We start from the raw sequence: 23,787 nt of genomic DNA on the forward strand, positions 1-23,787 counted from the left end.
TTTATTATTATTGCGCATCATCATACAGGAACTTATGCTTTAAGGGTATTTTTACAAGAGGCTTGTAATACTATAATTAGTGGTCATTTTATATGGTCAGAGGGCGCAATACAAAAATATATTTATGCATATGATGATTTATTAAATTTTAAAGACCATCGAAATATAGTGTTATTATTAAAAGATCATCATAAAGAATTTTTTGAAAAATATGTAAGCTTAATTCAAAAAGATACAAAAGCGTTAATTCTTACAAGAGATCCAATAGAAATTTTAAGATCTATTTTAAATTATGGTTATGTTGAAAAAAAAGTTTTTAATGAAGATACTGATTTAAATGAAATTTCTCTTTTAAAATATTATTCAGGCGAGCCGGATAATTATTTGGTTTTAAAAAATCATTACAAACCAGAATTTAGAGGCATATTTATAACAAATAAAATTATAAATATGTTGGAAAAATATATAAAAATAAAACCTTATTATATTCATACGAGAGATTTGATTTCTGAAAATATATTGGCAACTATGTTAAAAATATCAAAGGAATTTAACGTAAATTTTAAAAATTTACCCATTTTATATATGCAAATGGAAGGAATCATGCATAAATTATTTCCTATAAATCTAACATTAAAAAAAAATAATATAAATTTAGAAATTATTCATGAGATGACCTATACGGATAATCAAATTATTTGTCAGATAAATATTGAAAATAAATTATTTAAATCAAAATTTAAAGTAACAACTAAGGATTCTTTACAAAATAAAGAAGAGGTAATAAATGATGTTAAAAGATTTATTAGCAAATTGAATGAAAAATTAAATTTAGAATATAAAAAAAGAACTAATGAGGATAAATGCATTGAATATTTTAAAAAAAATAAAGATGAAGCTTTATTTTTAAGGAAAATCTTAGATGAAGAGTTAACTCACATCAAGCAACATCGTCCCGATATAGTAGCTTCTTGGAAGTATTATCAAGAATTTGAAAAAATGTGTGAGGAGTTGGATGGTAAAAATGAAATAAAACAAATCGAAAATAGCAGTGACTAACAAAGTAATTAAAATATTTAAGATATAATTTAAAATCAATTTAAAGGAGAGTTATGAAACAAGGTGATTTTACAGAAGTTGCAAAGCATTATCACAATAGACCTGCTTATAGTCCATTTTTATTGGAAAAACTAGTTACTTGCATCAATGACCATAAAAAAGATTTAAAAGATCTTAATATCGTTGAAGTTGGTGCAGGAACGGGTAAGCTTACTAAGATGTTAGCTCAAATGCTTGCATGTCAAATCAATGCAGTAGAGCCAAATGATAATATGCGTGAAGAAGGAAAAAAATTCACTCAAGAACTTTCTAATATCTCTTGGCACAAAGGAAGTGGTGAGCAAACTCATATGCAAGATCAAAGTGCGGACTGGGTTATCATGGCTAGTTCTTTTCACTGGACAGATCCAAATAAATCTTTACCCGAATTCGCAAGAGTGCTAAATGGGGGGGGGTATTTCACTGCAATCTGGAATCCTCGTCACATTGTAGAGGGTTCGCTTTTTGATGAGATCGAAAAGGAGATTAAACATATTGTTCCAGAGCTTGCTCGTGTGAGTAGTGGAAGTCAAAATGTTAAAAAATGGGAAGAAATCCTCGTTTCAACAGGGGATTTTACAGACTGCTTTTTTATGGAATGCGATTATAAAGAAATTTGGGATAAAGAACGCTATCTTGGAGCTTGGCATTCTGTAAATGATATACAAGCACAAGCAGGTGAAAAAAGATGGAAAGAAATTTTAGAAATGATAGAGACTAAAATTTCAAAAATGCAAAATATAGAAATACCTTATAAAATAAGGGCTTGGACAGCTAAAAAAGCATAAAAATCCTTTTTTCATCTAGCTTGGAGATGAAAAAAGGAATATAAATGGAAAAATTAGTAGAACAAGTATGGGATTATACCAAGCATGCAAAATTTTATAGCTATAGACCAAACTATGCACCAAAAACTATAGATATGTTGATTACTTTAGTTGGAGGTAAGAATTTAAAAGTTGCTGATATTGGAGCTGGAACGGGAAATTTGAGCATCATGTTGCTTGAGAGAAATTGCAACGTTGTTTCGGTAGAGCCAAATGACGCTATGAGAGAAATTGGTATTGAAAGAACTAAAGGGCAAAGTATAGAGTGGGTTAGAGCAACTGGAATTGACTCAACTTTGGAAAATTCTTGTTTTGATTGGGTTACTTTTGGAAGCAGCTTTAATGTTATGGATAGAAATGAAGCTTTAAATGAAGCGCATCGTTTGCTTAAAAAAGGCGGTTATTTTTCTTGTATGTGGAATCACAGAGATTTAAATGATCCGATGCAAAAGATCGCTGAGGATACTATCATAGAATTTGTGCCAAATTATACAAGAGGAACTAGAAGGGAAGATCAAAGACCTATTATAGAAAGTCGTAAAGATCTTTTTGATAATATAGTTTATATAGAAGAAGATTTTTATTTTCATCAAAGCATTGAAAATTATATCAATGCGTGGAGAAGTGTTAAAAATCCTTATTGGGATTTGGAAACAAAAGAAGGAAATGAGCTTTTTGAAAAGATCAGTCAAAAGATCACAGAAAGACTTCCTAAAGAATTTGATATCAAATACACTACACGTTGTTGGAGTGCTAAAAAAATATAAATGGGGAAAATATGGCGGAGTTAAATTTTCAAACCAAGGCTAAAAATCTTTATAACTTACAATCAAAATTAACCAAAGCAAAAGTTTTGCCTTTGGTTTTAACTTCGCTTAAAGAATTAGAGCAAAATGAAGAAGCGATCTTAGAAAAAATTTCTCATTTAAATACCGAAAAAGTGATTATCAGAAGTTCATCTTCAAGTGAAGATAGTATGGTAAATTCTAACGCTGGAGCTTTTTTATCCCTTGCAAACGTTTTAACTAACGATAAAATAGAACTTTTGCAAGCTTTAAAAAAAGTTGGAAATTCTATGCCTTTACAAGATGATGAAATTCTAATTCAGCCTATGCTCGAAAATATAGAGCTTTGTGGGGTTGGATTTAGTGTAGATAAAGATAATTTTGCACCCTATTTTTGCTTACAATACGATGAAAGCGGTTCGAGCAATTCTATCACTGATGGAAGTGTAAAAAATGCTAAGACTTATTATCATTATCGCCAAAGTTTAGAATTTAAAGATGAAAAAGTAAAGCAAATTATAGAGCTGATTAAAGAGTTAGAGAATTTATATGATTGTCATTTTTTAGATGTTGAATTTGCTTTTGCTAAGTTAGGACATAAAAGCGAGCTTATTTGCTTGCAAGTTAGGCCTCTTATTATGCACAATAAAAACAATCTCTTTGATGCTTTGCCGAAAGAAGCTTTAGAGAGATTTGCTAAGCGTTTTATGTCTTTACAAGAATTACGCCCTAGAATTTTAGGCGATAAAGCACTTTTTGGAGTGATGCCTGATTGGAATCCTGCAGAGATTATAGGCTTAAAACCAAAGCGTTTAGCTTTTAGTTTATATAAAGAAATTATAACAGATAATATTTGGGCTTATCAACGTGATAATTATGGCTATAGGGATTTAAGATCTCATCCTTTGATCCATTCTTTTTTGGGTATACCTTTTGTAGATGTAAGACTTTCTTTTAATTCTTTTATTCCAAAGAATTTGGATGAAAAGATCGCTGAAAAACTAGCGAATTTCTATCTTGATAAATTAAATAAAAATCATGAATTACATGATAAAATCGAATTTAGTATAGTTTATTCTTGTTATGATTTTAACACCCCGGCTAAACTCAAAGAGCTTTTAACACATGGTTTTAATGAAAATGAAATCAAGCGTTTAGAATTTAGCTTACTTGAATTAACTAATAAAATTATCAATCCTTCTTCTGGACTTTATTTAAAGGATATTAAAAAAGCTTCTAAATTAAGGCAAAGATACGAAAACATTATCAAATCCGATTTTTCTTTGATTGATAAAATTTATTGGCTTTTAGAAGAGTGCAAGCGTTATGGAACTTTACCTTTTGCGGGTGTTGCAAGAGCGGGTTTTGTAGCGATGCAACTTCTTAATTCTTTAGTTGAAATTAATTTTTTTACCAAAGAAGAAAAAAATGGTTTTTTAAATTCTTTAAATACTGTGAGTAAAATTTTAAGTGAAAAAACCTGCGAACTTAGTGAAAACAATAAAGAAGAATTTTTATATGAATTTGGACATTTAAGGGCTGGAACTTATAATATTTTATCACCTAGATATGATGAAAATTTTGATTTGTATTTTAATATCAGCGAGAAAAAAGAAAATAAATCACATTTTAACGATGAGGCATTTAAAATGTCAAAGCAAAAACAAGATCAGTTAAATACTTTACTTAAAGAGCATGGCTTAGAAATTGATTTTAAAGAATTTTTTGATTTTTTAAAGCAGGCCATAGAAGGAAGAGAATGGGTAAAATTTGAATTCACGCGTTTATTATCTAAAGCTTTATTTTATATAGAAGAACTAGGGCATTACTATAAAATCGAAAAAGAAGATTTAGCGCATCTTGATATAAAAAGTATTTTAAATCTTTATTCAAGTCTTTATTCTATCAATCCTAAAGAGCAGTTTTTAGAAGAAATTTCACGTCATAAAAAAGAATACGAATTAACTCAAGCTATAAAATTACCTTCTTTATTATCTAGTTCTGATCAAATTTTTTCTTTTTACACGCATCGTATTATTCCTAATTTTATTACTCAAAAAAGTATTGTTGCAAATACAGCTAGAGAAAATGATCAGGATTTGGAAGGAAAAATAGTTTTAATTTACGCTGCAGATCCAGGGTATGATTATTTGTTCGCTAAAAAAATTGCAGGGCTTATTACTTGCTATGGAGGTGCTAATTCTCATATGGCGATCAGAGCTTCAGAGTTAGGACTCCCTGCTGTAATAGGTGTTGGAGAAGAAAATTTTAAAACCTATCTTAAGGCAAGTAGAATTAATATAGAATGTGAAAGTGAGCAAATATTTTGTTTATAGGGATTACTCAAAGACTTATTTGCAATCAAAGCTATTTTGAAGAAAGAGAAACATTGGCTTTAGATTGGGGTAGGCTTTTTAATTTAGAAATATTTTCAGGATTTTTACCTTTGCCTTTAAGCTACGAAATCGATTTTAGCATGTATGAAAAACATCTTAGCGCTGTGATTTTAAGCGGAGGAAATGATTTAAGCATTTATGATCATGGTGCTTTATCTTGTAAAAGAGATGATTATGAGAAAAAAATTATCAAGTATTGTTTAAAAACAAATACTCCACTTTTAGGAATTTGCAGAGGTGCGCAAATGATCGCACATTATTTTGATTCTTCTTTAAATTCTTGTATAAATCACATAGGAAATCACGAAATTCTTTTAAATGATGATGCAAATTGCGTGGTTAATTCTTTTCATAATTATGCTATTACAGCTTTAGGAAAGGATTTAATAAGTTTAGCAAAAGCAAACGATAAAAGCATAGAGGCTTTTAAGCATAAAGATAAAAATATTTATGGCATAATGTGGCATATAGAAAGAGAAAACGGGCTTGAAAATGTAAATATTTTAAAAGAATGGCTTAATCTTATAAAGGAGAAGCAATGAGAGCTATTATTTTAGCGGCTGGTTTTGGATCAAGATTAATGCCTTTAACACAAAATAATCCAAAATGTATGGTTAAATATAAAAATCAAGAGCTTATATCTTATGAAATTCAGGCTTTAAAAGAAGCTGGGGTTGATGAAATTGCTATTGTGGGTGGATATTCATTTGACGTTTTAAAGAAATTTGTTCAAGAACGCTTTAAATTGGATTGTTTTTACGTCAATGAAAATTATTTTTCGACTAATATGTTGCACACTCTTTTTTGTGCTAGAGAATTTTTGCAAATCTGTGTTCAAGATAAGCAAGATTTGATTGTTTCTTATGCGGATATTGTTTATTTTAAAAACACAATCGAGCTTTTAAAAAAAGCAAAAGATCCTTTATCTATCGTTGTTGATGAGGATTGGAAAAAACTTTGGGAAAAAAGATTTGAAAATCCTCTTGAGGATGCAGAAACTTTAAGAATAGATGAAAATGGCTTTATAATAGAACTAGGCAAGAAAGCACAAAATTATGATCAAATTCAAGGACAATATATAGGTCTTTTTAAGATAAGTGCTGAATTTTTATCCTCTTTCATTGATTTTTACGATCATTTGGATAGAAATGCTTTATACGATGGAAAAGATTTTGATAATATGTACATGACAAGTTTTTTGCAAGCCTTAATTGATCATTTTCACAATGCTAAAGCTGTGAAAATTCAGGGAAATTGGTGTGAAATTGATTTTAAAAGCGATTTGGAAATTCAAATTTAATTTATAGTATTTTTAGTATTTTTAGTATTTTTTTTAATTAAAAATGATATTATTCTCTATGCCTAAAAATTAGTTTTAGTTAGTAATTTAAAGGATATAAAGATGAATAAAACATCTGTTGTGTATATAGCTATGTCAGCTGATCTAATACATCCTGGTCATATAAATATTATGAAATTAGCAAGAGAATATGCTGATAAAATTAATGGTAAGGTTGTTCTGGGCTTATTAACCGATTCCGCTATAGCTTCTTATAAGCGTCTCCCATATATGAATTATGAGCAAAGAAAAATTATTGTTGAAAGTATGGAATTTATCGATGAAGTTATTCCGCAAAATACTTTAAGTTATGCTGAAAATATTACAAAGCTAAAACCACGTTTTGTAATTCATGGTGATGATTGGAAAGAGGGGCCTCAAAAAAATGAAAGATCAAATGTGATCGCGTTATTAAAAGAGCTAAATTGTGGAGAGCTTATTGAACCTAAGTATACAGAGGGTATTAGCTCTACTGAATTAAATCAAAATGCAAGATCTTTAGGGATTGCAACTAATACTAGATTATCACTTTTAAGGCGTTTGATTGATGCTAAAAAGCCATTGAGAATTTTAGAAACCCATTCAGCAATTTCTGCATTAATAGCCGAAAATACTTTTGTAACTAAAGATGGTATAAAGGTTGAATTTGATGGTTTTTGGTCAAGTTCTTTGGCTGATTCAACTATTAGAGGTAAGCCTGATATTGAAGCTGTAGAATTATCAAGTCGCTTAAATACCCTTAATGAAATTTTTGAAGTTACTACCAAACCTTTAATTTATGATGCAGATACGGGTGGAAAATTAGAACATTTTGTGTTTACGGTTAGAAGTCTTGAAAGAATTGGCGTCTCTGCTGTGATTATTGAAGATAAAATAGGTCTAAAAAAGAATTCCTTACTTGGCAATGATGTGGTTCAAAATCAAGATAATATTGAGGATTTTTGTGCAAAAATTCAAGCTGGAAAAAAAGCTCAAATAACAAATGATTTTATGATTATTGCTAGAATAGAGTCTCTAATTTTAGATAAAGGTATGGATGATGCCTTACAAAGGGCTTTTGCTTATATTAAAGCAGGTGCTGATGGAATAATGATACATTCGCGTCATAAAGATGCAAATGAAATTATTGAATTTTTAAAAATATTTAGATCTAAAGATCAAGAGACTCCTATTGTTGTTGTTCCTACGAGTTTTTGTGGAATTAAAGCCGATGAATTAGCTAAATATGGTGTTAATATAGTTGTATATGCAAATCATATGATTCGTTCTTCTTTTGTGGCAATGCAAAGTATAGCTAAAGAAATTTTAGAGAACGATAGAAGTGAAGAATCTGAAAAAAAATGTATGAAAATTGATGAAATTTTAAATCTCATACCTGGGACAGTTTAATGCTAAAAATGGAGTTATTTGGAGAATCTTTAAAGCAAATCGGATGTTTTCAATTTAGCGGTGTTCCTTGTTCTTATCTTGCTCCTATGATTAATTATGCGATTAATACTAATTCTTTCATTATGTCTAATAATGAAGGTGATGCAGTGGCAATCGCTAGTGGTATTAGTTTAGCAAACTATAAAAAAAGTTTCGGCGTTGTTTTAATGCAAAATAGTGGACTAAGTAATGCCTTATCTCCTCTTACTTCTTTAAATTATACTTTTGAAATTCCTATTTTAGGTTTTGTATCCTTAAGAGGTGAAAGAGACGATATGGGGAATAATACAGATGAGCCTCAGCACGAACTTTTGGGAATAATTACAGATAAATTACTTCGAACTTGTGATATTGCTTATGATTTTTTAGATAGTGATTTTAATGAGGCTGAGCAGCAATTGCAAGTAGCTTACGATTATCTAGCAAAAGGAAAAAGTTATTTTTTTATTGTTAAAAACAATACTTTTGAAAAATGTGCTTTAAATCACGATAAGAATATTTTTTTTGAAAAAAAAATAAATACACTTCAAGTAAAAGATTCTAATTCTAATTTTTTACCAAAAAGAATAGAAGTGCTACAGCATTTAAGTTATTTTTCTAAAATGAATGAAATTGCTTTATTTGCAACCACAGGAAAAACAGGTAGAGAGTTATATGAAGTTGAAGACTTAGATAATCAATTATATATGGTTGGTTCAATGGGGTGCGTGAGTTCTTTAGCTTTGGGGGTAACTTTGCAAACTTCTAAAAAAGTCATTGCTATTGATGGAGATTCTGCTTTGCTTATGAGGCTTGGAGCTTTAAGCACAAATGCTTATTATGCTAGTTTGCATAATAAAGGTAATTTTTGTCATATATTATTAGATAATGAAAGCCATGATAGCACTGGAGGTCAATTTAATCTTTCTCCTAATGTAAATTTTGCAGAAGTGGCATATTTTTGTGGTTATGAGAAAGTTTTTATTATATCTTCATTTGAAGAACTTGAGCAAGCTTTGTGCTTTTTTAAAAATAGAAATACTGGAGGAGCAATTTTAATTTATGTTAAAATTCTTAAAGGAAGTAAAGAAAAATTAGGAAGACCTAAAGTTACTCCAAAGCAAGTTGCTTCAAGAATGGCAAATTTTTTGAGTAAAGATTAACAAGATGAATTTCAAATACTACAATCCTGTAAAAATGAATTTTAATGTTGAATATACTAAAGTATTAGACAGTCTTAAAACGAATTCTATATTGCTTATTACATCTAAAAGTTTTTATGAAAAAGGTTTTGTTGGAGTTTTTAAAGAAAGATTAGGACAGCGTTTAAAAGCTTACATCTTTAATATAGCTTCTAATCCTGAAATAGAATTTGTTAAAGAATTAAAAAAAGAATTCAATGGCTATAGTGAAATTATAGCATTGGGCGGAGGAAGCGTTTTAGATGTGGCAAAATATTTTAGTGTATCTGGTGAAATTTTAAAAGAAGGAAAAGATTTAAAAATTTCAAAGAATTCTTCATTTATTCCTATCTATGCTATACCTACCACAGCTGGAACAAGTAGTGAATTAACTCAATGGGCGACATTTTGGGATAGTGCTAATAATATTAAATTTTCATTATCTAATGAAAATTTATATTGTAAAGAAGCTTTTTATGATCCAAAATTATACTTAAATATACCTAAAGATTTAACAATATATACGGCTTTAGACGCTCTTTCTCATTCTATAGAATCAATTTGGAATAAAAATTCTAATGATATATCTACAAATCATGCAATTAAAGCTATTGAATTGATTTTAAAATATTTACCACAGTTGCAAAATAATTTAAATTCTAAAGAATTAAGATTAAAGTTAATTTTAGCAAGTATTTATGCAGGCTTAGCCTTCTCAAATACACAAACAGCTTTAGCTCATGCAATTAGTTATCCTTTGACTATGCAATTTAGAATTCCACATGGATTGGCTTGTAGTTTTACAATTCCAATTTTGCTTGAATGCATAAGTGATGAAAATAGCATTTTACTGTCTTACAAAAAAGATATTATAGATTTGTTTGATGTTCTTAATATATCAACAAATTTTAAAGATTATAAAATAACCAAAAAAGATTTTGAAAATATTTTTAGCAATCTTAATTCTAGAGCAAAAAATGGACTATTTAACTTGGAAAAAGTAAAACAGAAAATTTTATCTTGTTGTGAAAATATATGAAATTTTATAGTGTTTCAAAAAAATTAATTATTAATGTTCAAAATTTTCATTCTGTTTTATGGTTTAATATTTTTTCAAAATGTGAAAAGCAAGATATTTTTGTAGGCTGGGGACGAAAAAAATCTGGCTTAAAAGCGCAAGAATTAGCCCAAAAGTATAATACAAAATTTATGCTTTTAGAAGATGGTTTCATAAGATCTTTAAATTTGGGCGTTGAAAATGCACCTAGTTTTAGCTTAGTTTGTGATGATATAGGGATTTATTATGATGCCACTAAGCCTTCAAAATTAGAAAATCTTTTAAACACTTATGAGTTAAATCAAGAAGAATTAGACAAAGCTAAAAAAGCTATAGAACTTATAAAAAAATATAAAATTAGCAAATACAATAACAATTTAGATATCCCAAATGATTATTTTTTAAAAGATCAAAACCGCGTTTTAATCATCACTCAAACTGCAAACGATGCATCTTTAAAATACGGTTTAACGCAAAATTTTAATACCAGTGAAATAATAAAAGATGCTATAAAAGAAAATCCAAACTCTCAAATTTATATTAAAATTCATCCTGATGTATTAAGCGGAAAAAAACAAAGCGATTTTGATATACATTCCTTGCCTAAAGAATGCAAGATTATAAGTGAGAATTTTAATCCTATGGCTTTATTAAAACATTTTAATAAAGTTTATACTAAAACCTCTGGGATGGGCTTTGAAGCTTTGATTATGGGTTGTGAGTGTGTTTGTTATGGTATGCCTTTTTATGCGGGTTGGGGTTTGACGCAAGATAAGCAAAAATGTTTAAGAAGGGTTAAAAAAAGAAGTCTTGAAGAAGTGTTTTATATTGCCTATATGCTTTATAGTCAGTATTTTAATCCTTATTTAAATCAAAAAAGTGATATTTTTGATACGATTAAAACCTTGGCAAAATATAAAAGTATAGAACAAGAAAATTCCAATAGATTGTTTATGTTAGGATTTACTCTTTGGAAAAGGTATTTTATGAAACCTTTTTTTAAGGCTAAGGATAATGAAATATTTTTTTTAAATTCTTTAAAAGCTTTAGATAAATATAAGCTAAAAAAAAGTGATAAATTTTTCATTTGGGGTAAGAGAGTCAATTTTAATGAGTTGAGAAATACTCTGATAAAAAAAGCACAAGATGAAAATTTAACTAGCTTTATTCCAAAAATTTCTTTAGTAGAAGATGGTTTTATCCGTTCGATTTCTTTGGGTTCTGATCTTACGCGCCCTTATTCTTTAATTGTTGATGATCAAGGACTTTATATTGACCCAAATCAAGAGAGTCGCTTAGAAAATATCTTGCAAAATGAAGTTTTTGATGAGCAAATTTTATCAAGGGCAAAAAATATTATCCAAATTTTAAAAGAGAATAAATTTTCAAAATATAACGGTATCAAACATCAAGATATTAAGATTAACGCTAAAAAAGGACAAAAAATTATTCTCATCCCTGCGCAAGTTGAGGACGATGCTTCAATGATTTTAGGTGGTTTTGGGCTATCGACTTTGGATTTGATTAAAGAAGTAAGATTGAAAAATCAAGATGCTTATATTGTTTTTAAGCCCCATCCTGATGTTTTAAGTGGAAATCGCAAAGGCTTAAAGGATGAAAAAATTATTTTAAAATATTGCGATGAGATTGTAAAAAATTGTAGCATTGATAGTGCGATAAAAATTTGCCATGAAGTGCATACGATCACTTCTACTTCAGGATTTGATGCACTTTTACGCTCTAAGAAAGTTTTTACTTATGGTATGCCTTTTTATGCAGGTTGGGGTTTAACGCAAGATAAACAAAAATGTTTAAGAAGAATGAGAAAATTGACTTTAGAAGAGCTTGTAGCTGGTGTTTTGGTGCAATATCCAAGATATATTCATCCAAAAACAAAAAACTTATGTGAAATTGAACTTTGTTTAGATATAATGTTAAAAATGCAAAATGATTATTTTTCTAAACCTTGTCAAAAAATAATCATTGATTTTAGAATTTTTATATTAAGAAAAATAAGAAGAATTTACGAATTTGTAGCATTAAAATGGAATTTGATAAAAAAATAAAAAAAGAATTTAGCGGAAAAAATGTCATTCTTTTACAAGGACCAGTGGGTAATTTTTTTTATCGTTTGGCAAAAAAACTAAAAAAATACAATGCTCAAATTTTAAAGATTAATTTTAATGGTGGGGATTTTTTATTTTATCCTAAAGCAAAAATTTACAAGGATAAGGAAGAAAATTTAACACAATTTTATGAAAAACTTTTTAAGCAACACAAGACTCAAGTTATTTTGATGTATAATGATTGCCGATTAATCCATAAAAAGGCTATAGAGGTTGCTAAAAAATTAAACATCGATGTTTGGATTTTTGAAGAAGGGTATCTAAGACCTTATTGTATTACTTTTGAAAAAAATGGCGTTAATGCAAATTCTTTGCTGCCTCGCAATAAAAATTTTTATCTCAATCAAAAAGTATGTAGTAAAAAATCTATAAAAGAAATCCCTGGTGGATTTAAATACATGGCCTTTTATGCTTTTTTATATTGGTTATTTTCTTTTCTTTTAGCTCCATTTTTTAATAATGCTCTTCACCATCGTACCTTATATCCTTTTGAGTTTTTATTTTGGTTTAGATCTTTATATAGAAAATATTTTTATAAATTTGCAGAAAAAAAACTAAACAATAAGATTTATGATCTTAAAAAGAAATATTTTTTAGCCATTTTGCAAGTTTATAATGATACACAAGTTAAATATCACTATAAAAAAAGCATAGAAGAATTTATAGAAGAAACCATACTTTCTTTTGCCAATCATGCTAGGGCTAAATCTTATCTAGTTTTTAAACATCATCCTATGGATAGAGGATATAAAAATTATTCTAAATTGATTCAAGAGCTTAGTGAAAAATATCATGTTGAAGGACGAATTTTATATGTCCATGATTCTCATTTGCCAAGACTTTTAAAAAATGCTTTAGGGTGCATTACTATAAATTCTACTGTTGGCTTAAGTGCTATTTTGGAAGGTTGTCCTACTAAGGTTTGCGGCAAGGCTTTTTATGATTTTGAGGATTTGACCTATCCAAAAAAACTTCATTTTTTCTGGAGAGAAGCTCACGCTTATAGACCAAATCCGGTTTTAGTTTGCCATTTTAAAAATTATCTTTTAAGAAGTAATCAATTTAATGCTAATTTTTATAAAAATTCATTTTTAAATCATAAAAGTAAAAATTTTAATTAACAAAGTTTTTAAAAAAAATTGTTATAATTTTGAAAAAAATAGTTTAAGAAATTGATTTTTTATGGATAGAGAAGTATTTTATATAGCAGGATATGATCCTAAAAGTTATAGATATTATTATGATTTGTTTAAAAAAAATTTAAAAAAATATTCCAATCAATTTGATATTCAAGCCAGTATAAGTAAAGTTGATCATCATAAAACTTTTCCTTTTTTTCAAGTCGATACTCAAAATGTAAAGCTTAAATATCATTTTTTAACTTGGAATGATATAGTAAAAAAAAATTGGTCAGAAAGTTATTTGGATGCTTTAAAAGATTGCTACAGTTTTTTTAGAATTTATACGATTACAGGTCTTTTTATCAAATTTGGTAAAGAATCAATTTATCAATTAATCACTGGATATTATCCATTTTTTTATGTTCTTTTTTCTTTATTTTTTTCTTTATTTGCTGGTTTTGCAGCTTTTTTTCTTGCAAAAAATTATATACATTTTCCTTTTTCCATTATTTTAGGAATTTTACTTTCTTTTTTAATTTTTCGCTTTTTGTTTAAACTTGGTAAAAAATTAGCAGTATTTTGGATAGCTAGAATTTGTGCTTTTTGTGCAAATTGGCACTATAAAAAACAAGGCTTGATGGAAGAGAGAATCAAAATATTTTCCGATACAATCTTGCAAAATTTAAAGCAGAATGAAAATAATGAAAACTATGAATTAATTTTAATAGCTCATAGTGTTGGAACGATAGTTTGTATTGAGGTTTTGGATTTTATTTTAAGGCAAAATTTAGAACAAAAAATATTAAATAAGCTAAAGATTATTACTTTGGGCGAGTGCATTCCTTTGGTGAGTTATCAAAAAAAGTCCAATGATTTTAGAAAAAAATTAGAATTTGTTTCTCGATTTGATTTAAAATGGTATGATTACACTTCGGTTATTGATGGGGCGTGTTTTCCTCAAGTTGATTTTTTTCGTACAAGTGGTGTCAATGCGAAATTTACTCCGCATTTTTTAAGCGCTAAATTTCATACTTTGTATGAAAAAAATGAATATAAAAAAATCAAAAAAGATAAAAACAAAGCACATTTTTTATATCTTTATAGTCCAAGTATTAAGGGCAGTTACGATTTTTTTAATTTTGTTTTGTCATCTCAATTTTTAGAAAAGGAAATAAAAATATGAGCAGGTGTCCTTTCTACCCAAAACCTTATAAAAATAAGGCTTCAACTTTTTTAACCTTTTTGCTTAAGCGTAGATCTTGGCTTGATGGGCTTTATGAGCGTAGCTATAAAATGCAAACAGGCTATGTTAAAATGCCTAATTTTGATCTTTATGTGATCAATGATACCAAAGAAGTAAAAAGAATGATGGTTGATGAGGTTAAGGAATTTCCAAAAAGTGCCTTTTTGCATGAGCTTTTAAGTCCGCTTTTAGGAGAAAGTATTTTTACAACCAACGGAGAGGTTTGGAAAAAACAACGTGAGCTTTTAAGACCTAGTTTTGAAATGACACGCATCAATAAAGTTTTTAATCTCATGAGTGAAGCTGTAGCAGATATGATGGAGCGTTTTGGTAAATATCCGGATAATTCAGTGATTGAAGTGGATGAAGCTATGACTTTTGTTACAGCCGATGTTATTTTTCGCACTATCATGTCTTCTAAACTTGATGCACAAAAAGGTAAAAAAATTCTTGATGCTTTTGTGATTTTTCAAGAACAAAGTGTGCATACGGCTATGCGTCGCATGTTTTATTTTCCAAAATGGCTTTCTTATATTCTAGGAGATCGCAAACGAGCGAAAGCAGGAGATACCATAAGACAAGTTTTAAGCGATATTATAAAGCCCCGCTATGAGGCTGTCAGTTCAGGAGAGTTGGGAAAATTTGAAGATATTTTAAGTTCTTTGCTTTTGGTGGTTGATGCAGAAACCAATCAGCGTTTTTCATTTGAGGAAATTTTAGATCAAGTGGCTATGCTTTTTTTAGCAGGTCATGAAACTACGGCTAGTTCTTTAACTTGGACGCTTTACTTGCTTAGCCTTTATCCTGAGGAACAGCAAAAAGCCTATGAAGAAATTATTGAAATTTTAAAAGATGATACTATTGAGATTTCGCATTTGAAACAATTTAAATATTTGACTAATATTTTTAAAGAGTCATTAAGACTTTATCCTCCTGTGGGATTTTTTGCAAGAGAAGCCAATAAAGACACCATTGTAAGAGATAAAACCATTAAAAAAGGATCAGGAGTTGTAATAGCACCATGGCTTATACATCGCCATGAAAGTTTTTGGCAAAATCCTAATGACTTTAATCCTTCGCGTTTTGATGAAGAATATAAAAAAGATGCATATTTGCCTTTTGGTATGGGAGAGAGAATTTGCATAGGGCAAGGTTTTGCAATGCAAGAGGCTATTTTGATTTTAGCTAATATTTTAAAAACTTATAAATTAGAATTAGAAGAAGGTTTTACTCCTGATGTGGTAGGACGCTTGACTATTAGATCAGCAAATGGGATGAGAATTAAATTTAGCAAAAGGGATGTTAAGGGTGAAAAATAGAAATCGAGCGATTTTTTTTCATTTTAAGCATAAAATTAAAGGGAGTTTAAGAGAGAAGCTAGCGGGAACTTTATTGCTTTGTGCTATTGTTCCTTTAGCGGTTTTAGGTTATATTTTTATTGTAATTGTGGGAATTTTTTTCAATACTGCACGTGCTAGACAAGGCGTAAGAGCGCTTGATCATTTTGTTAATGCAAGTTTGTTTAATGGTTATGCTTGGGAGAGTGTGTCTTCTCATGCGTGGAGAGAAAGAAACCATAAAAAATGGGCTAGAATAGTTATTAAGATTACGGATTTTTTTCAAAAAGATCATTGCAAAAGGGCCAATAAAAGAGAGCAACCAGTTGTTGATTTTATACTTTCAAAGAATCTGGATAAACAAACTATAGGAAATTAAACTAAGACAACGATAGCAATGGCAAAACCGCCATCGTGTGAAATGCTAAGAGATGTTTGCTTGATGCAAAAATGATCCATAATTTTTTTAGAATATTGAAGTTTGGGAGCATTTCTTTCATCTTTGTCAATTTCTATATCTAAAAATCCACAAAGATCGCAAATTCCAGTCCCCAAAGCTTTACTGGCTGCTTCTTTTGCTGCCCAAAGTCCTGCTAAATTTGCAGAACTTTTGATCAATAATTGCTCTTTGGGACTTAAAAATTTATCTAAAAAAAATTTTTCATGCCTTCGATAAATTTTTTCTATTCTGCTAATAGCAACAATATCGCAACCTACACGCATCAAGACACAACAAAATCTGTAAAATAAACGTTTTTAATAAAACCATCGGTTAAAATTTCATTGATTTTACCCACCAATTCATCTTTTAAACGTTCTTTTCCTTTTTGAGTGCTGATTTCTTCAAATGTTTTTGAAGTTAAGGTTCTAATGATAATATCACGAATAACTGGCACTTTTTTATCGAGTTCAGGCTTTAAAAGTTCGCTATTTTGTTCTAGCTCTATTGTGCATTTTACGTATCTTGAGCCACTATCGCTTAAGAGATTTAGCGTGAAAGGATCAAGAGGATACATAGGACCTATATTAGCATAATCACTACCGCGTTGAGTTGGAACTGAATTTTTTGTTTTATTTGTTTTAACCTCTTCTTTAGGAGCTTCTTTGATCTTTGTTTCATCACTAGAGCTACTTGAAATAAGCCAAGCTATAACACCCATAATACTTAAAAGCAATACAAAAAGTAAAACAACTATGATAATAACAAGCATTCCGCCTTTTTTCTTTTTACCTTCTTCGTTTTCTAATTCTTCATCCATAAAAATTTCCTTATTTAGTGAAATTAATGTAAAATTGTATCAAAATTTTCTTTATCTTAATAGTTAAAATTTATTATATTGAAAAATTTTTTAATTATTTTAAGGATTTGCATATGCTTGATGTGATTTTTAGAGAATACGATATACGCGGACTTTATGGAAAGGAACTTCACGAAAAAAGCGTTAAGGCGATAGGTTATTGTTTGGGTCAGACTATGCTTAAAAGATCTTGTAAAAATGTAAGTGTGGGTTATGATGCAAGGTATAGTGCTAAAGAACTTTTTGGATATTTAGTTAGTGGATTAAATAAAGCCGGTATTAAAGTTTATAATATAGGACTTGTTCCAACTCCACTCGGGTACTTTAGTCTTTATGAGGGGTTGAAATTTGATGCAAATATCATGATCACAGCTTCACACAATCCAAAAGAATATAATGGCTTTAAAATTACCATAGGTAAGGAAAGTTTTTTTGGAACTGAATTAAAAGAATTTTCTAAAGAAGTTTATAAGCATTTAGATGATGAAATAGAAGATAATTTTGATACACAGTCATACGATATTTTAAGTCTTTATGTGGAATTTATGACTAAGCAGTTTAGTTTTTTAAAAGATTTTCACTATAAATTTGCTATTGATTGTAGTAATGGAGCAGCTGGAGTTGTGATAGAGCCGCTAATAAAAGCTTTAAATTTAAAAGCTCATCTTATGTTTGCCAATCCTGATGGACAATTTCCAAATCACAATCCTGATCCAACAGAAGAGCGAAATTTAGAGGCTGTAAAAAATTTCTTAAGTCAAAATGAAGATTATGGACTTGCTTTTGCATTTGATGGCGATGCCGATAGAATAGTGGCTTTAAGCAAAACTCATATTTTTTGTGGGGATGAGCTTTGTTATTTATTTGCTAAAAATATCCCAAATCCTAGAATTTTAGGAGAAGTAAAATGCAGCAAAAATCTTTTTGATGAGGTTGCCAAATTTGGAACTATTTTTATGGGAAAAACTGGACATTCAAATATTAAAAAAATGATGAAAGAAAAAGATATTGATTTGGCTGCAGAAGTAAGTGGACATATATTTTTCAAGCATAGATATTTTGGATATGATGATGGAATTTACGCCTTTTTAAGAGCTTTAGAACTTGTTTATAAAGGTTTTGATTTAGAGGGTATGATTAAAGAATTGCCTAAATTATACACTACGCCAGAAATTAAAATTCCAGTAAATGAAGAAGAAAAATTTCAAATCGTTAGCGAATTTCAAAAAGCAGTTGAAAAAGGTGCCTTAGAGGGTGTAAAAAGTCTTTGTGAAATTGATGGAGCAAGAATTGATTTTGGCTATGGTTGGGCCTTGCTTAGAGCGTCTAATACAAGTGCATATCTTATCACTCGTTTTGAAGCAAATTCATTAGAGCAAGCAAATGAACTTCAAGATAAAGTAATGAATTTGTTTAATCAAATAAAAGCCAAGCTTAAGGGTTAATTAAGTAGTATTTGAGATTTTATTTTAAGGAGTGATTGATGAAAATATGGATTTTAATGGCCGCATTATGCACTATGGCGTTTGCAAATGAATGCGATAAAAAAATAGAACGCATCAATAAAGAAATAGAATTTGCAAAAATTCATAATGATAATGCGAGAAAATTAAGCCTAGAGCTTGCTTTAAAAGAAGTTAAAAATGACTGCAGTAAAGATCCTCTTTTTTACGATAAAAAGCTAGAGGCTAAAAAGCTAAAAGAGCAAGAAGTGGAAAAAATAGAAAAAGAACTTCATGCTTTAGACGAAAAAAAGGATTATATGAGTAAGGTTGAGTATAAGGCTAAGAAAAAGGCTTTAAAAGAGCAAAAACATCAAATTAAAAAAGAAATTGAAGAATATATTGATCATCTTTGATTTGAAAATTTATTCTCTATGGTTTAAAAATCATAGAGAATGTTTGTTTTAATTAGTTTTATTTTTTTTCAAACTTTCTAATAATTCTTCTATATTATAAATTCCTCTATGTTCAGGTGTTAAAAGATGGATTAAAATATCACCCAAATCAATCACACTCCATTCTTCACTACTGTCTATATTTAAAAATTCTTCACCTTTGCTTTTGAGTTTGGTTTTTAGCTCATCAATTAAAGATAAAGCGTGTTTTTCTCCCAAGGTTGCAGCTATAATAACGTATTTTACAAAATATTCTTCTTTGCTCATATCAAAAGTTTTTATATCTTCTGCTTTTTTTTCATCTAAAATTTTAACAATTAAATCAATTCTTTCTTGCATTTTTTTCCTTTAATTTTTTGAAATTGTATCAATTTTTTTGAAATTTTTTATAATAATTTCGCACTTCATCTTTAATTTTTTCACACACTTCATCAGTATTTAGGGTGTTTCTTATAAACGAAGAGGCTATTTTAATATCGGTTTTTAAATCTTTAAATTGTTCTGGAATTTCTATATTGTCTCGTTTAGCGATGACAAATTCAACCAAAGAAGCTAATTTTTCAAATTGATGCCAAAGATGGAGTTTTTCTAAATGATCAGCACCAATTAAAAAATAAAATTGACTTGGCTTATAAATTTTATAAAGATATTCTACACTTTCTATGCTTGGGACTGGGCGTTTTTGCTTGATTTCAAAATCACAAATTTTTACTTTGTCTAAATTTCCCCATAGTTTGATCACCCATTCTAATCTTTTTTCCTCATCAGCAAAAAATCCTTTTTTAAATGGATTAATAAAAGTTGGCATGATAATTAATTGATCAATGTCAATGGTTTTTAAAGCTTCTTTTATGACAGCATCATGTCCTTTGTGTGGTGGATCAAAGCTGCCCCCAAAAAGTGCGATTTTCATCTATTTTTTAACCTTTTTTTAGTAGAATATTAACATAAAAAATTTGCAAAGGAAAATAAAATGGCCGTAAAAGTTGCTATTAATGGTTTTGGACGCATAGGCAGATGCGTTGCGAGGATAATTTTACAAAGGAATGATATAGAGCTTGTAGCGATTAACGATACTACCGATATAGAGCTTGCAAAATATCTTTTTAAACATGATACGGTCCATGGAGAATTCAAAGGAAGTGTAGAAAGCGAAGGTGATGATTTAATAATCAATAATAAAAAAATCAAGGTTTTTAAAAGTCGCAGTGTTAAAGATCTTGATTTTGTAAAATATGGAGCCCAAATTGTTCTAGAATGCACAGGAGCGCATTTAACAACAGAAAAATGTCAAGAATTTTTAAACATGGGCATAGAAAAAGTTATAATGAGTGCTCCCGCAAAGGATAATACCCCTACTTATGTTTTAGGTGTTAATTCTGATCTTTATCACGGCGAAAAAATTATTTCCAATGCAAGTTGCACCACAAATTGCTTAGGGCCAGTTTGTAGAGTTTTACAAGATAATTTTGGAATCAAAAAAGGACTTATGACAACCATACATGCTTATACTAATGGTCAAAGCATTATTGATGCTAAAGCTAGAGATAAGCGTCGCTCACGTGCTGCGGCGCAAAATATTATCCCAACTTCTACAGGTGCTGCTAAGGCTATGAAACTTGTTATGCCAGAGCTTGATGGAAAGCTTCATGGCCAAAGTATGCGTGTTCCAGTTGTTGATGTATCAAGCGTTGATTTAACTGTTTTGCTTGATCGTAAAGCTAAAAAAGAAGAAATTAATGACGCTTTTAGAAAGGCTTCGGATTCAAATTTAAAAGGTCTTTTAATGGTGGATGATGAAGAGCGTGTTTCAAGTGATTTTATCACTTGTTCTTATGGTGCGATTGTAGCCAGTGATTTGACTCAAGTTATAGCAGATGATTTGATAAAAGTGATTGCTTGGTATGATAATGAATGGGGTTATTCAAGTCGTTTAGTTGATATGGCCGTTTATATTGCAAATAGGAATTAAAATGAATGGCATTATTTCTATTAAAGATCTTGACTTAGATCATAAAAAAGTTTTTATAAGATGTGATTTTAATGTTCCTCAAGATGATTTTTTAAATATTACAGATGATAGACGTATTCGTTCAGCTATTCCTACTATTAGATATTGTTTAGATCGTGGTTGTAGTATTATTTTAGCTTCACATTTAGGCCGCCCAAAAGAACTTAATTCTAAATATTCTTTAGATCCTATTGCTAAGCGATTATCAAGGCTTTTGGATAAAGAAATCATAATGGCTAAAGATGTTATCGGAGATGATGCAAAAAACAAAGTTTCTACCTTGAAAGCGGGTCAAATTTTAATGCTTGAAAATTTACGTTTTGAAAAAGGTGAAACTAAAAACGACAAAAATTTAGCCAAAGAGCTTGCTTCTATGGCACAAATTTATATCAATGATGCCTTTGGGGTTTGCCATAGAGCACATGCGAGTGTTGAAGCTATCACTGAATTTTTTGATGAAGATCATAAAGGAGCGGGATTTTTACTCCAAAAAGAAATTGACTTTGCGATCAATTTGATTAAACGTCCAGTACGTCCCTTTGTTGCAGTCGTAGGGGGTTCTAAAGTGAGTGGAAAATTACAAGCTTTGACAAATTTGCTTCCTAAGGTTGATAAGCTGATTATTGGCGGAGGTATGGCTTTTACTTTTTTAAAAGCTTTAGGATATGATGTGGGAAATTCGCTTTTAGAAGAAGAGCTTTTAGAAGAAGCGCATAAAATTTTAACTAAGGGCAAGAATTTAGGAGTGAAAATTTATTTACCTGTAGATGTTGTTGCCGCTCCTTCTTGTTCTCAAGAAGCGCCTATGAAATTTTCACCCGTTCAAGAAATTCCTAGCGGTTGGATGGGACTAGATATCGGACCTGCTAGCGTAAGGCTTTTTAAAGAAGCGATTTCTGATGCACAAACAATTTGGTGGAATGGCCCAATGGGTGTTTTTGAAATTGATAAATTTTCAAAAGGCAGTATAAAAATGAGTCATTACATCAGCGAGGGACACGCTACTTCTGTTGTAGGCGGAGGAGATACGGCTGATGTGGTTGCACGTGCTGGTGATGCGGATGAAATGACTTTTATTTCAACAGGTGGAGGTGCTTCTCTTGAGCTTATAGAGGGTAAAGAACTTCCAGGTATTAAGGTTTTAAGAGCAAAGGAGAATTAAATGATTTTTGCTGCAAATTTAAAGTGTAATCATACTAGGGCAAGTTTTAAAAATTATGCTGACGTCTTAAATAAGACCATGGGTGCAAAATGTGATGATATTATCGTTTTTCCACCTAGTATTGCTTTTTTGGAGTTTCAAACCAACTTTATACAAGGAGCACAAAATTTTTATCCTTGTGTTAATGGAGCTTTTACAGGCGAACTTGGAAAAGAGCATTTAGACGAATTCGGCATTAAATGTGTTTTAATCGGGCATTCTGAAAGACGAATTTTAGGAGATGAGGCTTTGATAAAAACTAAGTTTGACTTTGCAAAAGAGCATCGTTTTAAGATAGTTTTTTGCATAGGAGAGGATTTAACAACAAAAAATTCAGGTAAAACCTTGGAATTTTTAAAATCCCAGCTTGATATAATTGATTTAAAATATGAAAATTTAATCATCGCTTATGAGCCTATTTATTCTATCGGAACAGGAGTAAGTGCAGATATTAAAGATATTAGCAGTGTTCTTGAGTATTTAGCCACTTTAACTCAAGCACCTTTGCTTTATGGTGGAAGCGTGAATGAAAGCAATATAAAAGAAATTTTAAGTATTAAAGAATGCGGAGGAGTTTTGATAGGCTCTGCTGCTTTAAAGGTTGAGAATTTTATAAAACTAATCAAAGGATAAAAGATGATAATGAAAGGTAAAAAAGGTCTGATTGTAGGAGTTGCTAACAATAAATCAATTGCTTATGGTATAGCAAAAGCTTGTCGCGAACAAGGTGCAGATTTAGCTTTTACTTTTTTAAACGATGCCTTGAAAAAACGCGTAGAGCCTATTGCTGAAGAACTTGGTTCTCATTTTGTTTATGAACTTGATGTTAATAATGAAGAACATTTATCTAGTATCGGAGATAAAATTAAAAAAGATTTGGGAAATATTGATTTTCTTGTGCATGCAGTTGCTTACGCTCCTAAAGAAGCTTTGGAAAATGATTTTTTACAAACTTCAAAAGAAGCTTTTGATATAGCAATGGGAACTTCTGTATATTCTTTACTTTCTTTAACCCGTGCGGTTTTACCCGTTTTGAATGAGAATTCTTCTATTTTGACTTTAAGTTATCTTGGCGGGGTAAAATATGTACCGCATTATAATGTTATGGGTGTAGCAAAAGCAGCACTTGAAAGTTCTGTGCGTTACTTAGCAAGAGATTTAGGTCTTAAAGGAATTCGTGTAAATGCTATTTCAGCAGGTCCTATAAAAACTTTAGCCGCTAGTGGAATAGGGGATTTTAGAATGATATTAAAATATAATGAAGTCAATGCACCACTAAAACGCAATGTTAGTATAGAAGATGTTGGAAATTCAGCGATGTATTTACTCAGCGATTTATCTCGTGGGGTTAGTGGAGAAATTCATTATGTAGATGCAGGATATAATATTATGGGAATGGGTGATGTTGAAAAAGATGAACAGGGTAATACTGTTCTTTGCTGGGATAATATAAAAGGATAAAA

General features: G+C 29.8%; 24 protein-coding genes. 20 read left to right on the top strand and 4 right to left on the bottom strand.

What is annotated here, in order from left to right; translation table 11 throughout:
- The 14 genes from H2279_RS03180 to H2279_RS03245 all read left to right on the top strand — a co-directional run.
- On the top strand, positions 1 to 1,059 hold a 1,059-nt coding region (locus H2279_RS03180; RefSeq protein WP_337195566.1), incomplete at its 5' end, for a DUF2972 domain-containing protein.
- Positions 1,060 to 1,112: 53 nt separating this feature from the next.
- On the top strand, positions 1,113 to 1,886 hold the full coding sequence (locus tag H2279_RS03185; RefSeq protein WP_337195567.1) for a class I SAM-dependent methyltransferase: 774 nt from the start codon (positions 1,113 to 1,115) through the stop codon (positions 1,884 to 1,886).
- Positions 1,887 to 1,930: 44 nt separating this feature from the next.
- The gene (locus H2279_RS03190; RefSeq protein WP_337195568.1) at positions 1,931 to 2,692 is read left to right on the top strand and encodes a class I SAM-dependent methyltransferase; all 762 of its coding nucleotides are present in this window, start codon (positions 1,931 to 1,933) and stop codon (positions 2,690 to 2,692) included.
- Between the two features lie 11 nt (positions 2,693 to 2,703).
- On the top strand, positions 2,704 to 5,046 hold the full coding sequence (locus H2279_RS03195) for a PEP-utilizing enzyme (RefSeq protein WP_337195569.1): 2,343 nt from the start codon (positions 2,704 to 2,706) through the stop codon (positions 5,044 to 5,046).
- Entirely contained in the window at positions 5,037 to 5,648 is a 612-nt protein-coding gene (locus tag H2279_RS03200) for a gamma-glutamyl-CDP-amidate hydrolase (protein ID WP_337195570.1), read from the top strand. The genes H2279_RS03195 and H2279_RS03200 overlap by 10 nt, the downstream gene beginning before the upstream one ends.
- Complete coding sequence (locus tag H2279_RS03205) at positions 5,645 to 6,406, top strand: phosphocholine cytidylyltransferase family protein (protein WP_337195571.1); 762 nt, start codon at positions 5,645 to 5,647, stop codon at positions 6,404 to 6,406. The genes H2279_RS03200 and H2279_RS03205 overlap by 4 nt, the downstream gene beginning before the upstream one ends.
- Before the next feature lie 102 nt (positions 6,407 to 6,508).
- Positions 6,509 to 7,834 (top strand): phosphoenolpyruvate mutase, encoded by a 1,326-nt coding sequence (aepX, locus tag H2279_RS03210; RefSeq protein ID WP_337195572.1) that lies wholly within the window; start codon positions 6,509 to 6,511, stop codon positions 7,832 to 7,834.
- Entirely contained in the window at positions 7,834 to 9,015 is a 1,182-nt protein-coding gene (gene aepY, locus H2279_RS03215; protein WP_337195573.1) for a phosphonopyruvate decarboxylase, read from the top strand. The genes aepX and aepY overlap by 1 nt, the downstream gene beginning before the upstream one ends.
- A 4-nt stretch (positions 9,016 to 9,019) precedes the next feature.
- Positions 9,020 to 10,072 (top strand): phosphonoacetaldehyde reductase, encoded by a 1,053-nt coding sequence (locus H2279_RS03220; protein WP_337195574.1) that lies wholly within the window; start codon positions 9,020 to 9,022, stop codon positions 10,070 to 10,072.
- A complete protein-coding gene (locus H2279_RS03225; protein WP_337195575.1) occupies positions 10,069 to 12,156 on the top strand; it encodes a capsular polysaccharide biosynthesis protein in 2,088 nt (695 codons plus the stop codon). The genes H2279_RS03220 and H2279_RS03225 overlap by 4 nt, the downstream gene beginning before the upstream one ends.
- Positions 12,135 to 13,337, top strand: coding sequence for a capsule polysaccharide modification protein KpsS (gene kpsS, locus H2279_RS03230; protein WP_337195576.1), 1,203 nt, complete (start codon positions 12,135 to 12,137; stop codon positions 13,335 to 13,337). Before H2279_RS03225 ends, kpsS begins: the two co-directional genes overlap by 22 nt.
- A gap of 61 nt (positions 13,338 to 13,398) precedes the next feature.
- Positions 13,399 to 14,520 (top strand): DUF829 domain-containing protein, encoded by a 1,122-nt coding sequence (locus H2279_RS03235; protein WP_337195577.1) that lies wholly within the window; start codon positions 13,399 to 13,401, stop codon positions 14,518 to 14,520.
- Positions 14,517 to 15,899, top strand: coding sequence for a cytochrome P450 (locus tag H2279_RS03240; RefSeq protein ID WP_337195578.1), 1,383 nt, complete (start codon positions 14,517 to 14,519; stop codon positions 15,897 to 15,899). Before H2279_RS03235 ends, H2279_RS03240 begins: the two co-directional genes overlap by 4 nt.
- A complete protein-coding gene (locus H2279_RS03245) occupies positions 15,880 to 16,296 on the top strand; it encodes a hypothetical protein (RefSeq protein ID WP_137623783.1) in 417 nt (138 codons plus the stop codon). Before H2279_RS03240 ends, H2279_RS03245 begins: the two co-directional genes overlap by 20 nt.
- Here H2279_RS03245 and acpS read toward each other — a convergent pair.
- Together acpS and fliL are read right to left on the bottom strand one after the other, a co-directional pair.
- A complete protein-coding gene (gene acpS, locus H2279_RS03250; RefSeq protein ID WP_337195579.1) occupies positions 16,293 to 16,640 on the bottom strand; it encodes a holo-ACP synthase in 348 nt (115 codons plus the stop codon). The two genes, H2279_RS03245 and acpS, sit on opposite strands and share 4 nt — an antisense overlap.
- Entirely contained in the window at positions 16,640 to 17,176 is a 537-nt protein-coding gene (fliL, locus tag H2279_RS03255) for a flagellar basal body-associated protein FliL (protein ID WP_137623781.1), read from the bottom strand. The genes acpS and fliL overlap by 1 nt, the downstream gene beginning before the upstream one ends.
- Positions 17,177 to 17,289: 113 nt before the next feature.
- Between fliL and H2279_RS03260 the strand changes: the two genes are divergently transcribed.
- Entirely contained in the window at positions 17,290 to 18,660 is a 1,371-nt protein-coding gene (locus H2279_RS03260) for a phosphomannomutase/phosphoglucomutase (protein ID WP_337195580.1), read from the top strand.
- Between the two features lie 38 nt (positions 18,661 to 18,698).
- Positions 18,699 to 19,073: a DUF1090 family protein gene (locus H2279_RS03265; protein WP_337195581.1), complete on the top strand. Its 375-nt coding sequence runs from the start codon at positions 18,699 to 18,701 to the stop codon at positions 19,071 to 19,073.
- A gap of 48 nt (positions 19,074 to 19,121) precedes the next feature.
- Here H2279_RS03265 and rsfS read toward each other — a convergent pair whose 3' ends face one another.
- Positions 19,122 to 19,451 (bottom strand): ribosome silencing factor, encoded by a 330-nt coding sequence (gene rsfS, locus H2279_RS03270; RefSeq protein ID WP_137623778.1) that lies wholly within the window; start codon positions 19,449 to 19,451, stop codon positions 19,122 to 19,124.
- Between the two features lie 28 nt (positions 19,452 to 19,479).
- Positions 19,480 to 20,025, bottom strand: a complete 546-nt coding sequence (nadD, locus tag H2279_RS03275) for a nicotinate (nicotinamide) nucleotide adenylyltransferase (RefSeq protein WP_137623777.1) — start codon at positions 20,023 to 20,025, stop codon at positions 19,480 to 19,482.
- Positions 20,026 to 20,085: 60 nt separating this feature from the next.
- On the opposite strand from nadD, the gene gap reads away from it, so the two are divergent.
- The 4 genes from gap to fabI are packed head-to-tail and all read left to right on the top strand — an operon-like array spanning position 20,086 to position 23,785.
- Positions 20,086 to 21,084: a type I glyceraldehyde-3-phosphate dehydrogenase gene (gap, locus tag H2279_RS03280; protein ID WP_337195582.1), complete on the top strand. Its 999-nt coding sequence runs from the start codon at positions 20,086 to 20,088 to the stop codon at positions 21,082 to 21,084.
- 1 nt (position 21,085) lies between these two features.
- Positions 21,086 to 22,285, top strand: a complete 1,200-nt coding sequence (locus H2279_RS03285) for a phosphoglycerate kinase (protein ID WP_137623775.1) — start codon at positions 21,086 to 21,088, stop codon at positions 22,283 to 22,285.
- The gene (locus tag H2279_RS03290; RefSeq protein ID WP_137623774.1) at positions 22,286 to 22,957 is read left to right on the top strand and encodes a triose-phosphate isomerase; all 672 of its coding nucleotides are present in this window, start codon (positions 22,286 to 22,288) and stop codon (positions 22,955 to 22,957) included.
- A 3-nt stretch (positions 22,958 to 22,960) separates the two neighbouring features.
- The gene (gene fabI, locus H2279_RS03295) at positions 22,961 to 23,785 is read left to right on the top strand and encodes an enoyl-ACP reductase FabI (protein ID WP_137623773.1); all 825 of its coding nucleotides are present in this window, start codon (positions 22,961 to 22,963) and stop codon (positions 23,783 to 23,785) included.
- Positions 23,786 to 23,787 lie beyond the last annotated feature (2 nt).

Source organism: Campylobacter sp. B0100352/1, from assembly GCF_020135855.1.
In the GTDB taxonomy this organism is placed as follows: domain Bacteria; phylum Campylobacterota; class Campylobacteria; order Campylobacterales; family Campylobacteraceae; genus Campylobacter_D; species Campylobacter_D taeniopygiae.